Origin of the sequence: Dactylosporangium sp. CS-033363, from assembly GCF_050942475.1 — a bacterium.
Taxonomy (GTDB): Bacteria; Actinomycetota; Actinomycetes; order Mycobacteriales; family Micromonosporaceae; genus Dactylosporangium.
In genome coordinates this window covers 7646953-7659848 of the sequence record NZ_CP192032.1, presented here as the reverse complement: position 1 = coordinate 7659848, position 12896 = coordinate 7646953, and the positions used below count along the sequence as shown (strand labels likewise).

The following is a 12896-nucleotide window of genomic DNA, read 5'->3' as shown; positions in this document are numbered from 1 at the left end:
GTCAGGCCACCTTGTCGAGGCGCTTGAGCCGGTCGAGGACGGCGTCGGCGGTCGGCGCGTGGAGCTCGTCGACGATGTGGCCGTCGGCGAGGAACACCACGCGGTCGGCGTAGGAGGCCGCGTTCGGGTCGTGGGTGACCATGACGATCGTCTGGCCGAAGTCGCGGACCGAGTTGCGCAGGAACGACAGCACCTCGGCGCCGGAGCGGGAGTCGAGGTTGCCGGTGGGCTCGTCGGCGAAGATGACCTCGGGCCGGGACACGAGGGCGCGGGCGCAGGCGACGCGCTGCTGCTGGCCGCCGGAGAGCTGGCTCGGGCGGTGCGAGAGCCGGTCGCGCAGGCCGACCGTGTCGATGACGGTGTTGTACCAGGCCGGGTCGGCCTTGCGCCCGCCGATCGACAGCGGCAGCAGGATGTTCTCCTCGGCGGTCAGCGTCGGCAGCAGGTTGAACTGCTGGAAGATGAAGCCGACCTTGTTGCGGCGCAGGTTGGTCAGGCCGCGGTCCGACATGTCGGTGATCTTCGTGTCGCCGACGTAGACCTGCCCGCGGGTCACCGCGTCGAGGCCGGCGAGGCAGTGCATGAGCGTGGACTTGCCCGAGCCCGACGGGCCCATGATCGCGGTGAAGTGGCCCTTCTCCAGCTCTACCGAGACCCCGGCGAGCGCGTTGACCTGCGCCTCTCCGGAGCCGTAGACCTTCCACACGTCGACCGCCCGCGCGGCCACCTCGGTGCGCGTCGCAACCGATGCAGTCATGATTCCCCCTGGTGAATGGTGTGCCCTCATCGTCTTGGCCAAAGGGCGGGGAATCGTCCGTCCGCAGGTACCACCGGCCACGGATATTGCGCTGGGGGAGCAGCCCGGACGCGGGGCCGGGGCGGTTCGGGGAGCGTCCCCTAGCCCGGCTCAGGGACAACCCCGACGCCGGGATCACAGCTTTCTCAGACGCCCAGAACGCGAGGGCCGCGGCCACCCCGAGGGTGACCGCGGCCGATGGTGCTCCAGGCCCCTGCTGCTCGTCCCGCGACGGCGCCCGCAACGCGAGGGCCGCGGCCACCCGAGGTGACCGCGGCCCGTGGTGCGCGAGGCGCCCGCTACTCGTACGCGATGGCGCCCAGGATGTTGAGCCGGACCGCCCGTACCGACGGGATGAGGCCCGCGATCCCGCCGACGACGATCGAGGCGATGAAGTACACCACCATGAGCGCCCACGGCAGGGTGACCGCGCCGAACCCGAGGACGTCCTTGAGCGCCGTGACGATCGCCGCCCCCAGCCCCGCGCCGACGACCAGGCCGAGCAGCGTGCCGAAGACCGTGATGACGATGGACTCCGTCGTCACCATCCGCCAGGTCTGCCCGCGGCGCAGCCCCACGGCCCGCAGCATCCCCAGTTCCCGGGTCCGCTCGATGACCGACAGCAGCAGCGTATTGATCACCCCCAGGACCGAGATGAACAGCGCGATCAGCAGCAGCACCTGCACGATCACCAGGATCGAGTCGAAGCCCTGCTGATTGGTACTGATGTACTCGTCCTTGGTGTACGCCTGGACCTTCGGGTTGTCCTTGAGCACCTCGTTGACCTGGTCCTTGACCGCGGTCACGGACGCGCCGTCCTTGATCGTGATGAACGCCTGCCAGGGCTGCGGGAAGGTGAAGCCCGCCTCCGCGTCGGCGTAGTCCACCACGATGCCGCCGGCGACGTTCGTCGGGTCGGAGATGCCGACCAGCGTGAGCGTCTTCTGCTGGCCCTTGGCGAACGTGACCGCGATCGTGTCGCCCACCTTGAGCTTGCGGTCGTCGGCGGTCCTGCGGTCCACGATGAACTCGCCCGCGCCGAGCCGGTCGATGCGCCCCTCGTTCGCCTTGAGCTTGAGCACGGTGGCGACCGCGGCCGGGTCGAGGTACGACGTGACGAACTGCTGCTCGCCGTTCACGGTCACCGCGTCGGCGGTGAACGCGGCGGTCGTACTCACGTCGGGGAGGTCCTTGATCTGCTGCAGCTGCTCCGGGGTGATGACCGGCGGGATCTCGCTGGTCTGCTGGCCGAGCACGACGACGTCGGCCGCGAGGTCCTGGTCGATCGTGTCGCCCAGCGCCGTGGACAGCGACGTGAAGATGGTGCTGATCGCCGTCACGATCGCGATGCCGACCATGACCGCGCCGGCCGTGATCGCCGTGCGGCGCGGGTTGCGCGAGGAGTTGCGCCGCCCGAGCTTGCCCGGGATCGACCAGGACAGCGCGGCGCCGATCCCGGCCACCACCGGCTTGGAGATGATCGGGGTGAGCAGCGCGACGCCGATGAGCACGCCGAGCACGCCGCCGAAGACCAGCGCCAGGGTGGCGCCGCCGGCCCCGGTCAGGCCCCAGACCAGCGCGCCGCCGGCCAGGGCGGTGATGACCGCGCCGGAGACGGTGAGCCGGGTCAGCGGCCGGTCGGGGGCGGCCGACTCGCGCATCGCGGCGATCGGCGCGACCCGCGACGCCTTCACGGCCGGCATCAGAGCGGCGAGGATCGTGACGCCGATGCCGATCGCGAACGACGCGATGATCGCCGAGATCGGGAACCCCAGGCCCGCGACCTGCGCGCCGTCGGCGAGGCTCACGAACGCCTGCGCGCCCAGCGCCCCCAGCCCCAGGCCGACCAGGAACCCGAACAGCGAGCCGACAACGCCGATGAGCAGGGCCTCCAGCAGTACCGACCGCAGCACCTGCCCCCGCGCCGCCCCCATCGCCCGCAGCAGCGCCAGCTCCTGCGTGCGCTGGGCCACGATGATCGAGAACGTGTTGAGGATCAGGAACACGCCGACCAGCAGCGCCACGGCGCCGAAGCCGAGCAGGATGTAGTTGAAGTACTTGAGGATGTCCTTGATGCCCTTGCTGGACTCCTCGGAGAGCTGCTTGCCGGTCTGCACCACGAACTGGTCGCCGAGGCCGGCCTTGACGGTGTCGCGCAGCTGGTCGTCGCTGACCCCGGACGCCGCCCGCACGTCGATGACGTTGAACTGCCCGGTCTTGCCGAGCATCGACACCTGGGCCTTGTCGGTGGTGAAGAAGACGGCGCTCTCGCCGGCCATGGAGTCCCGCCCGCCGGCGTACTGCAGCAGCCCCACGATCGTGTAGGAGCCCCGCTGCTGGTCGCGGGTGATCACGTCGATCTTCTCGCCGAGCTTGAGGTTCGCGGTCTTGGCCAGGCCGTTGTTGATGACGACCTCGTCGTCGGCCTGCGGGCCGCGGCCGGACAGCAGGTGCACGAGGTCGTCCTCGCCCGTCCAGTTGGCCCCGAACTGCTGGCCGGTCTGGTTGAGCACGATCTTGCCGTTCTTGCCGACCGGCTGGGCCCCGTTGAGGAAGACCTGGCCGGTCGCCTTGCCCACGCCGGGCATGGCCGCGACCTTCTCCACCGTCGAGGCCGGGAACGGCGTGTTGGTGTCCTGGCCGCCGCCCTGCGAGGTGTCGACCGCGGGCTTGGCCGAGACCTGCACGTCGGTGTACGTGTAGATGTTGGCGAACAGGTTGTCGAAGGTGCGCCCGAGCGTGTCGGTGAGCACGAGCGAGCCGGACACGAACATGACCGACAGCACGACCGCGAGGGTCGACAGCGTCAGCCGCAGCTTGCGCGCGAGCAGGCTCTTCAGGGTCGCCTTGAGCATGGCGGTCAGACCACCTCGCCGGCCAGGCGGCCGCCCGCACTGTCCAGGCCCTTGAGCTTGTCGAGGACGGCCTCGGCGGTGGGGTCGCGCAGCTCGTCCACGATCTTGCCGTCGGCGAGGAAGATGACCCGGTCGGCGTAGGAGGCCGCGTTCGGGTCGTGGGTGACCATGACGATCGTCTGGCCGAACTCGCGCACGGAGTTGCGCAGGAACGACAGCACCTCGGCGCCCGAGCGGGAGTCGAGGTTGCCGGTGGGCTCGTCGGCGAAGATGACCTCGGGCCGGGAGACCAGCGCGCGGGCGCAGGCGACGCGCTGCTGCTGGCCGCCGGAGAGCTGGCTGGGCCGGTGCCCGAGCCGGTCGCCGAGCCCGACCGTCTTGATCACGGTGTCGTACCACGCGGAGTCCGGCTTGCGGCCCGCGATCGACAGCGGCAGCAGGATGTTCTCCTCCGCCGTCAGCGTGGGCAGCAGGTTGAACTGCTGGAAGATGAAGCCGACCTTGGTGCGGCGCAGGTTGGTGAGATCCTTGTCGGACATCCCGGTGAGCCGGGTGTCGCCGATGAAGATGTCGCCGCGGTTGACGGTGTCCAGGCCCGCGAGCGTGTGCATCAGCGTCGACTTACCCGACCCCGACGGGCCCATGATCGCGGTGAAATGCCCGCGCTCGAGTTCGACGCTCACCCCGTGCAGCGCGATGACCTGCGCCTCGCCGCTGCCGTAGACCTTCCAGACGTCGGCCGCGCGAGCGGCGATGCCGCCCTGGGTCGTGACGTTCGTGGTCACGCTCAGTCCCCCTCGTGAAGTGGTGCCACTGGCTTGTCCACTTCACGCTAAGACCGCGGCCGATGCGTTCCCTCGTCCCCGAGGACGAGCTCAGGACCCGGGCCGGACCAGTCCCGTCTCGTACGCGAGGACGACGGCCTGCACCCGGTCGCGGAGGCCGAGCTTCGTGAGCACATGCCCGACATGCGTCTTGACGGTCGTCTCGCTCACGGAGAGTGCACGCGCGATCTCGGCGTTGGACAGCCCCTTGGCGAGCTGTACGAGCACCTCACGTTCCCGATCGGTCAGCACCCGCAGGTCTTGAGGGGCTTCGGCGGCCGGATCGGGCAGCGTGTCGGCGAACTTGTCCAGCAGCCGCTTGAGGATCCGCGGGGCGACCACGGCCTCCCCGGCGGCCACGGTGCGGATGGCGATGACCAGGTCGTCGGCCGGCACGTCCTTGGCCAGGAACCCGCTGGCCCCGGCCCGCAGCGCCCCGACGACGTACTCGTCCAGGTCGAACGTGGTCAGGATGAGCACCCGGACCGGCAGCTTGGCGTCGACGATCGCGCGGGTCGCCGCCACCCCGTCCATCCGGGGCATCCGGATGTCCATGAGCACCACGTCGGGCAGCAGGCGCCGGGCCAGCTCGACGGCCTCGACCCCGTCCCCGGCCTCGGCCACGATGTCCAGGTCGGGCTCGCCCCCGAGCACCATCCGGAACCCGGTGCGCAACAGCGGCTGGTCGTCGGCGAGCAACAGCCGGATCGGTCGTGCTGACGTCAACTCGCCAACTGCCTTTCTGCCGGTACCTCGATCGGAATACGAGCATGCACACGATATCCGCCACCGGGGCGCGGCCCGGTGCGCAGGGTTCCGCCGTACAACATCACGCGTTCCCGCATGCCGAGCAATCCGTGCCCGACCGCCGCCGTGCCGATCTGCGGCCCGCGCCCGGTATCGCAGATCTCCACGGTCACATCGGACGGCGTAAAGGTGAGCCGCACCTCGACGGTGGCCGCCCCCGCGTGCTTGAGCGCATTGGTGAGCGCCTCCTGCACAATGCGATAGAGCGTGAGCGAAACACCGGGATCGAGCATCCCGGGCTCCCCGTCGACCCGCAGTTTCGCCGGCAGCCCCGCCTCGCGGATCTGCTCGACGAGCCCCTCGATGCCGGCCAGTCCCGGCTGCGGCGCGAGCTCCCCGGCGGGCTCGGTCTCGGTCCGCAGCACGCTGAGCAGGCGCCGCATCTCCCGCAGCGCCGTACGCCCGGTCTCCTCGATGGTCGCCAGCGCCTCATCGGCCGCGTGCGGGTCCCGCGACAACATCCGCCGCGACCCGGTGGCCAGCACTCCCATGACGCTGACGTGGTGCGCGACGACGTCGTGCAGTTCCCGGGCGATCCGCCGCCGCTCCTCGGCGACCGCTTTCTCGGTCAGCGCCCGCTGCGTATTCTCGGCGGTCCGCGCCCGATCCTCCAGCGCCGCGATATACGCCCGCCGGGTGGCCACCGTCCGCCCGATGGTGAAACACACGAGCGCACTCATCGCATTGAAGGCAAAGAAGATTTTCGCGTCGGGATAGAACGCACTGGCCCCGGTCCGCCCGACCACGAGCGCCATGGTCATCCCGGGCACCCACATGACAACGGCGGCCAGGGTCGCGATTCGCACCGGCAGATACGCGGCCGCGGTATAGGTGACGACAATGATCCCGAGCCCGCCGTCGACGAGCTCCCACCGCCCGGCGAACGGCACCAGAATGTGCAGCGAGGTCCAGCCGACGGCGAGCCACAGCCACCGCCGCCGCAGCGCCACGGCGACCATGCCGATGCCGTCGTACACCAGCTGCGCCGGCAGGTCGGCCACCCCGAACGCCCGCTGCGCGAGCGACTCGAGCGCCGTGCTGATCCCCAGGAGCAGCACGGCGAGAGCGACGTCCTGGGCGAGCGGGTTCCCCCGCCGCCCCAGCAACTCCCGCACGCGGCCCATGTCTCGACGGTATCGGCTGCGAGGCGATCGGCGTTCATCGCCGCGTGCTACTCGCCCTCCTCCCCAGGGAGGAGCCCCGAAGCGCCGAGGATGACGCCGCAACCCCGCCAAGACCGACCCCTGAGAACGCCCCGGCACCCCGCCGAGGCCGATCCCGCCCGCCGTGAGACGCAGATCACCACCCGCCACGCCACGCCACGCGCACGACGGGATCACGTGGGCCGCCTCGTCCACGACGGGGTCTCGTTGCAGACCTCGCGCCAGGACGGGGTCTCGTTGGCCTGTGTTCTTCCACCCTGCCCCCGGCCCCCCCGGCCCCCCGGCCCCCCTGGCCCAACCACCTCACTCAGTCGCGCTCAACGACGACCTCACCCGTCCCAGCATCCCCCGCCACCGGAAACTCCGGCGGCGTCCCGCCGTAGGCCGGGCACAGCGCCTGATGCGCGCACCAGGCACACAACCGGGAAGGCTTCGGCCGGAAGTCCTTCGCCGCCGTGGCCGCCGCGATCGCCTGCCACAAAGCCAGCAGCGTCCGCTCGAACCGCTCCAGGTCGTCCGCGTCCGGGGCGAAGTCGCACACCTCGCGATCCCGCAGGTACATCAGCCGCAGCACCCGGGGCACCACGCCTCGGGTCTTCCACAGAACAAGGGCGTAGAACTTGAGCTGGAACATCGCCCGGGCCTCGAAGGCCTCGCGGGGCGCCCCGCCCGTTTTGTAGTCGACCACCCGGATGTCGCCGGCGGGGGAGACGTCCAGGCGGTCGATGATGCCGCGGATCGTCAGCCGCCCGTCCACCTGCGCCTCCACGTAGGCCTCCCGGTCGGCGGGCTCCAGCCGGTTCGGGTCCTCCAGCGCGAAGTAGCCCCCGAGGAGTTCCCGCGCCTCGTGCAGGAACTCGTCCAGCGTGAGCGGCGTCCCGGTGAAGATCGCGGCGAGCTCCGGCTCCTCCTCGACCAGCCGGGCCCACTGCGGCGCGGCCAGCTCGGCGGCGCGGTCCGGGGTGCGCTCGCCGGCCGGGGCGTCGAAGAGCACCTCGAGCACGGCGTGGACCAGGGTGCCGCGGGCCTGGTCCGGGGTCGGCCGCTCGGGCAGGCGGTCGATGCTGCGGAAGCGGTACAGCAGGGGACACGTCTTGAAGTCCGCGGCGCGCGACGGCGACAGGGTGGGCAGGGCGGAGGTAACAGGCACCGTCATGCCCAAGAGGTTAAACGGGGGGTACGACAGAAAACTCGCCACGAACCGCCGAACCCGTAGCATCGGGGGCAATGGACGAACACCGCACGGCATCCGCGCCGGCGTCGCCGGCTGCCCGTCAGCAGCCCCGGGAGCGGGGATCGGGCATCCCGCTGGGCCGGATCGCCGGCGTCCCGATCTCCCTGGCGCCCTCCTGGCTGCTGCTCGCCGCCCTGATCACGATCACGTATGGCCAGTACCTCTCGAGCCGGTCGGAGCAGCTGACGCTGACCACCGGGCTGGCCGTCGGCTTCGGGTTCGTGGTCTGCCTGCTGGTCTCGGTGCTGCTGCACGAGCTCGGGCACGCGGTCACCAGCCGGCACAGCGGCATCGGTGTGCGGGGCATCACGCTGGAGATGCTGGGCGGCTACACCGAGATGGAGCGGGAGGCGCCGCGGCCGGGCGTCGAGCTGTACGTCTCGCTGGCCGGACCGGTCGTCTCGCTCGTGCTGGGGCTGCTGGCCGCCGGCGCCGCCGCGATCCTGCCCCCGGGCGGCATCGCGGAGACGTTCGCGTTCCAGCTCGCCCTGTCCAACATCGTCGTGGCCGTGTTCAACGCGCTGCCGGGGCTGCCGCTGGACGGCGGCCGGGCCCTGCAGGCGCTGGTCTGGAAGCTGACCGGCGACCCCAACACCGGGCGGATCGTGGCCGGCTGGGTCGGCCGGCTGCTGGCCCTCGCGACCGCCGCCGTGGCCGTCCTGCTGCTCTTCTCGCCCCTGGTCAAGGGGTACTTCGGGGTGCTGTTCACGCTGCTCGTGGCGCTGACCATGTGGGTCGGGGCGGGCCAGGCGATCCGGCACGCGAAGGTGGTCGGCAACCTGCCGCCGTTCAGCGCCCGCGAGCTCGCCCACCCGATCGTCGCCCTCACCGCGAGCACCCCGCTGTCGGAGGCCGACCGGATCGCGGCCCTCGGCGAGGGCGAGCGCCGGCCGGTGGTCGCGGTCGTCGACTCCAACGGCAGCCTCCAGGGCTTCGTGCACGGGGCGTCGGCCCGGGCGGTACCGGCGGAGCGAAGGCCCTGGGTGCCGCTCGGCGACGTCACCCGGCGCATCGACCCCGAGCACGTGCTCGTCGGCGATCTGCGGGGCGCCGACCTGCTCGCGGCGATCAGGGACGACCCGGGCGGCGAGTACCTGGTGGTCACAGGCGAGGATGTGCACGGCGTCCTGCGCGGCGCCGAGCTCGTCTCCCTGGTGGCCCCGAACCGGCGGCCGCGCAGGCCGACCGTCCGGAGGAACAGCACGTGACCGTGGAAAGCCCCGCCCAGACCCCGACCGCAGCAGCTCGCGCGGCTGGAACTGACCACGGTCCCGGCCGCGCCGCGGTCCGGAGGGGCCCCTTCGTCCCCGGCGACCGGGTCCAGCTCACCGACCCCAAGGGCCGGATGCACACCATCGTGCTGGAGCCGGGCAAGGAGTTCCACACCCACCGCGGGCGACTCGCCCACGACGAGCTCATCGGCGCACCCGACGGGAGCGTGGTGAGCATCGGCGGCACCGGCTACCTGGCGTTGCGTCCGCTCCTGAGCGATTACGTGCTGTCCATGCCGCGCGGCGCGCAGGTGATCTACCCCAAGGACGCGGCCCAGATCGTGGCCATGGGCGACATCTTCCCGGGCGCCCGGGTCCTCGAGGCGGGGGCCGGCTCCGGCGCGCTGACCTGCTCACTCCTGCGGGCGGTTGGCCCGGAGGGCAGCGTGACGTCGTACGAGATGCGGGAGGACTTCGCGGCGATCGCCCGGCGCAACGTCGAGGCCTTCCTCGGACCGCAGCCCGGGTGGACCTTGCGGGTCGGTGACGTGGCCGGCTGCGAAGACGCCGGGTTTGATCGGATAATCCTAGACATGCTCACCCCGTGGGAGATCCTTCCGCTCGTGTCGCGGGCGCTGATCCCCGGCGGGGTGTTCATCGGCTATGTGGCGACAACGCCCCAATTGTCGGAATTGGTGGAGGCCTTGCGCGAGGATGGTGGCTACACCGAACCTCGTGCGTGGGAGAGCCTGGTGCGCGACTGGCACGCGGAGGGTCTGGCCGTCCGGCCCGACCACCGCATGATCGCGCACACGGCGTTCCTGGTCAGCGCCCGGAAGCTCGCTCCGGGCGTCACCGCGCCGCCGCGCCGGCGCAAACCGAGCAAGGGGGCCGAGGCGTACGCGGCACGGCGGTTGGCGGCCGCCGCGGCCGCACGGGCAGACGAGGAGGCCGAAGGGCATGAGCCGACCGAGCTTCAGTGACCTACCCGCGGTCTTTCCGGACTGGTCACCGTACCCGGACCTGGAGTCGGCGGCCCGGGCATACCTGCGCGATCCGGACATCGCGCTCGATGCCATGGCCGGCGTGCTGCGCGGGCAGAGCGTGCTGGGCTTCACCCTGGAGCGGTTCGTCAACGACGTGAACGGGGTCTGGCAGGAGGTCGTCGTCTGCGACGGCAACCGGCTGATCCTGTGGCACGGCGAGGACATCCCGCCGGAGGAGGCCCCGCCGGGCTCGATGACGTCCTCGCTGCGGGTGGTGGCCCTCTCGGCGGTGACCGAGGTCGGCTGCCGGCGGCGCATCAGCCGCAACCCCAACGGCAGCCACCGGGTCGACAGCGTGGACGTGTATCTGCTGCTCACGTCGCTGGACGAGGCCAACGTGGCGGCCGAGGAGGCCGGCTCGGTGATCCGCCACGACGCGCTGCGCTTCGGCAAGACCCTCGACGACGGCGGGGCGGGTCAGATCGCCCGGCTCGAGGAGTTCGCCCGCCTGGTGAGCTCGCTGGTCGGCAAGCCGATGCTCTGACCGGTCACCCGATGCTCTGGGACCGGTCGTCCGATGCGCTGATCGCCATCGGCCGGCCGGTTCGAGCCCGGGCGGGCGACCAGGTGAATCCCCGCGATCCGAAATTCACGCGGGGATTCATTCACGGGCAAATCGGGTGAGGTCAGTCCTCGGCGTCGGGGCCCGCGACCGGCGCGTCGTCGGACTCGCGGCGCACGTGGATGCAGTCGCCGGGGCACTCCTTGGCCGCGTCGATGACCTCGAGCCGCAGGTGGGAGGGCACGCCGACCCGGCTGCCGGGTGCCAGCTGCAGCTCCCCGTCGGGGCCCTTCACGTACGCCAGCCCGTCCACGTCGAACTCGAAGACCTCGGGGGCGTACTGCACGCAGAGCCCGTCGCCGGTGCACAGGTCCTGGTCGACCCACACCTGCAGATTGTCCTGGGTAGTCTCCACGCTCACCACCATGACGCTACCCGACGGGGCCGAAACCGTGCAGGGGGCCGTGACACACGCCGCAGCGGGCCGGAAAGGGTACTGGAGAGGGCCCTTCGAGCATCCCGGATTTGTAAACACCCTGTGGCGCACGTGTTCGAGGGGGCCTGAACCGCCGATCAGCAGTTAGTGTTAGAGCACAACGTTCAAAGCCCCCGGGGAGGTGGGACGTGGCACGCAGCGACGACGCGGAGACGCGCGCCGCACGATGGGAGAAGGACGCCCACGATCTCTCCACGCAGGTCGCGTTTCTTCAGGAGGAACTCGCCCTGGTGCGGCGCAAGCTGACGGAGACACCGCGACACGTGCGACAGCTCGAGGAGCGGCTCGCCGCAGCACAGGCGCAGATTGCCCGGCTGACCGAAAACAACGAGCGGCTCGTGGCCACCCTCAAGGAGGCCCGAGCCCAGATCGTGACGCTGAAGGAGGAGGTCGACCGCCTGGCGCAACCGCCGAGCGGCTACGGCGTCTTCCTCGCCCGCCATGACGACGGCACTGTCGACGTCTTCACCGGCGGGCGCAAGCTGCGCGTGGCAGTCTCCCCGGCCATCGAGACCGAGGAGCTGCGCCGAGGCCAGGAGGTCCTGCTCAACGACGCCCTGAACATCGTCGACGCGCTCGGCTACGAGCGGGTCGGCGAGGTCGTCATGTTGAAGGAGGTCCTCGAGGGTGGTGACCGGGCCCTCGTCGTCTCACACGCCGACGAGGAACGGATCGTCCACCTGGCGCACACCATCGCCGACGCGCCGCTGCGCGCCGGTGACTCGCTCATGATCGAGCCGCGCTCGGCGTACGCGTACGAGCGCATCCCGAAGAGCGAGGTCGAGGAGCTGGTCCTGGAGGAGGTGCCCGACGTCGACTACGAGGACATCGGTGGACTTTCTCCGCAGATCGAGCAGATCCGCGACGCGGTGGAGCTGCCCTTCCTGCACGCCGAGCTCTTCCGGGAGCACAAGCTGCGCCCGCCGAAGGGCGTGCTGCTCTACGGCCCGCCCGGCTGCGGCAAGACCCTCATCGCGAAGGCGGTGGCCAACTCGCTGGCGAAGAAGATCGCCGAGCGGCGCGGCGAGGAGCGGCAGACCAGCTACTTCCTCAACATCAAGGGTCCCGAGCTGCTCAACAAGTACGTCGGCGAGACCGAGCGGCACATCCGGCTGATCTTCCAGCGGGCCCGCGAGAAGGCCGGCGAGGGTACGCCCGTCATCGTGTTCTTCGACGAGATGGACTCCGTGTTCCGCACCCGCGGCTCCGGCGTCTCCTCCGACGTGGAGAACACGATCGTCCCCCAACTGCTCAGCGAGATCGACGGCGTGGAGGGCCTGGAGAACGTCATCGTCATCGGCGCATCGAACCGGGAAGACATGATCGACCCGGCCATCCTGCGCCCCGGCCGGCTCGACGTGAAGATCAAGATCGAGCGGCCGGACGCCGAGGCGGCCAAGGACATCTTCTCGAAGTACATCCTGACCGACGTGCCGTTGCACAAGGACGACGTCACCGAGCACGGTGACTCGAAGGACGCGACGGTCGCGGCCATGATCGACGCGGTTGTGCTGCGGATGTACTCCGAGACCGAGGAGAACCGCTTCCTCGAGGTGACCTACGCCAACGGCGACAAGGAGGTCCTGTACTTCAAGGACTTCAACTCGGGCGCGATGATCCAGAACATCGTCGACCGGGCCAAGAAGATGGCGATCAAGGACTTCCTGTCCAACGGCCAGAAGGGCGTCCGCCTGCAACACCTGCTGGACTCGTGCGTCGACGAGTTCCGCGAGAACGAGGACCTGCCCAACACCACCAACCCCGACGACTGGGCCCGGATCTCCGGCAAGAAGGGCGAGCGGATCGTGTACATCCGCACGCTCGTCTCCGGCGGCAAGGGCGCCGAGGCCGGCCGTTCCATCGAGACGGCGACCAACACCGGCCAATACCTGTAAATGTTGATCGAGCGACGAGCGGGCGGTGACCAATTGGTCACCGCCCGCTTAAGCTTGCAGGCAAACT

General features: G+C 70.4%; 11 protein-coding genes. 4 read left to right on the top strand and 7 right to left on the bottom strand.

The genetic code is table 11. The annotated features are described in order from the left end of the window. Position 1: 1 nt before the first annotated feature. The 6 genes from ACQPZ4_RS35505 to ACQPZ4_RS35480 all read right to left on the bottom strand — a co-directional run bounded on the left by ACQPZ4_RS35505 (position 2) and on the right by ACQPZ4_RS35480 (position 7601). Positions 2–757: an ABC transporter ATP-binding protein gene (locus ACQPZ4_RS35505; protein ID WP_433045654.1), complete on the bottom strand. Its 756-nt coding sequence runs from the start codon at positions 755–757 to the stop codon at positions 2–4. A gap of 338 nt (positions 758–1095) precedes the next feature. Next, positions 1096–3651: an ABC transporter permease gene (locus ACQPZ4_RS35500; protein WP_433045650.1), complete on the bottom strand. Its 2556-nt coding sequence runs from the start codon at positions 3649–3651 to the stop codon at positions 1096–1098. 5 nt (positions 3652–3656) lie between these two features. Beyond that, positions 3657–4436: an ABC transporter ATP-binding protein gene (locus tag ACQPZ4_RS35495; protein ID WP_433045647.1), complete on the bottom strand. Its 780-nt coding sequence runs from the start codon at positions 4434–4436 to the stop codon at positions 3657–3659. A gap of 90 nt (positions 4437–4526) precedes the next feature. Continuing rightward, positions 4527–5201: a response regulator gene (locus ACQPZ4_RS35490; protein WP_433045644.1), complete on the bottom strand. Its 675-nt coding sequence runs from the start codon at positions 5199–5201 to the stop codon at positions 4527–4529. Next, positions 5198–6640, bottom strand: a complete 1443-nt coding sequence (locus ACQPZ4_RS35485) for a sensor histidine kinase (protein ID WP_433045641.1) — start codon at positions 6638–6640, stop codon at positions 5198–5200. The genes ACQPZ4_RS35490 and ACQPZ4_RS35485 overlap by 4 nt, the downstream gene beginning before the upstream one ends. Before the next feature lie 112 nt (positions 6641–6752). Next, entirely contained in the window at positions 6753–7601 is an 849-nt protein-coding gene (locus tag ACQPZ4_RS35480; protein ID WP_433045638.1) for a RecB family exonuclease, read from the bottom strand. Positions 7602–7672: 71 nt separating this feature from the next. Here ACQPZ4_RS35480 and ACQPZ4_RS35475 point away from each other — a divergent pair, with 71 nt between their 5' ends. From ACQPZ4_RS35475 to ACQPZ4_RS35465, 3 genes are read left to right on the top strand one after another with little or no spacing between them, the layout of a single operon-like run. Beyond that, positions 7673–8887, top strand: coding sequence for a site-2 protease family protein (locus ACQPZ4_RS35475; protein ID WP_433045635.1), 1215 nt, complete (start codon positions 7673–7675; stop codon positions 8885–8887). A 2-nt stretch (positions 8888–8889) separates the two neighbouring features. Further along, positions 8890–9873 (top strand): tRNA (adenine-N1)-methyltransferase, encoded by a 984-nt coding sequence (locus tag ACQPZ4_RS35470; protein ID WP_433066797.1) that lies wholly within the window; start codon positions 8890–8892, stop codon positions 9871–9873. After that, positions 9851–10420, top strand: a complete 570-nt coding sequence (locus ACQPZ4_RS35465; protein WP_433045632.1) for a hypothetical protein — start codon at positions 9851–9853, stop codon at positions 10418–10420. The genes ACQPZ4_RS35470 and ACQPZ4_RS35465 overlap by 23 nt, the downstream gene beginning before the upstream one ends. A gap of 142 nt (positions 10421–10562) precedes the next feature. Here the strand turns inward: ACQPZ4_RS35465 and ACQPZ4_RS35460 are convergent, their stop codons facing one another. Next, positions 10563–10865, bottom strand: a complete 303-nt coding sequence (locus tag ACQPZ4_RS35460) for a ferredoxin (RefSeq protein ID WP_433045629.1) — start codon at positions 10863–10865, stop codon at positions 10563–10565. A 197-nt stretch (positions 10866–11062) separates the two neighbouring features. Between ACQPZ4_RS35460 and arc the strand changes: the two genes are divergently transcribed. Beyond that, positions 11063–12829, top strand: coding sequence for a proteasome ATPase (gene arc / locus ACQPZ4_RS35455; RefSeq protein ID WP_433045626.1), 1767 nt, complete (start codon positions 11063–11065; stop codon positions 12827–12829). Positions 12830–12896 lie beyond the last annotated feature (67 nt).

Bases quoted from the DNA above. Each gene is read 5' to 3' on its own strand.
- ACQPZ4_RS35465 (WP_433045632.1), top strand. From the start codon at position 9,851: ATGAGCCGACCGAGCTTCAGTGACCTACCCGCGGTCTTTCCGGACTGG.
- ACQPZ4_RS35500 (WP_433045650.1), bottom strand. From the start codon at position 3,651: ATGCTCAAGGCGACCCTGAAGAGCCTGCTCGCGCGCAAGCTGCGGCTG.
- ACQPZ4_RS35460 (WP_433045629.1), bottom strand. From the start codon at position 10,865: ATGGTGGTGAGCGTGGAGACTACCCAGGACAATCTGCAGGTGTGGGTC.
- ACQPZ4_RS35505 (WP_433045654.1), bottom strand. From the start codon at position 757: ATGACTGCATCGGTTGCGACGCGCACCGAGGTGGCCGCGCGGGCGGTC.
- ACQPZ4_RS35480 (WP_433045638.1), bottom strand. From the start codon at position 7,601: ATGACGGTGCCTGTTACCTCCGCCCTGCCCACCCTGTCGCCGTCGCGC.
- ACQPZ4_RS35475 (WP_433045635.1), top strand. From the start codon at position 7,673: ATGGACGAACACCGCACGGCATCCGCGCCGGCGTCGCCGGCTGCCCGT.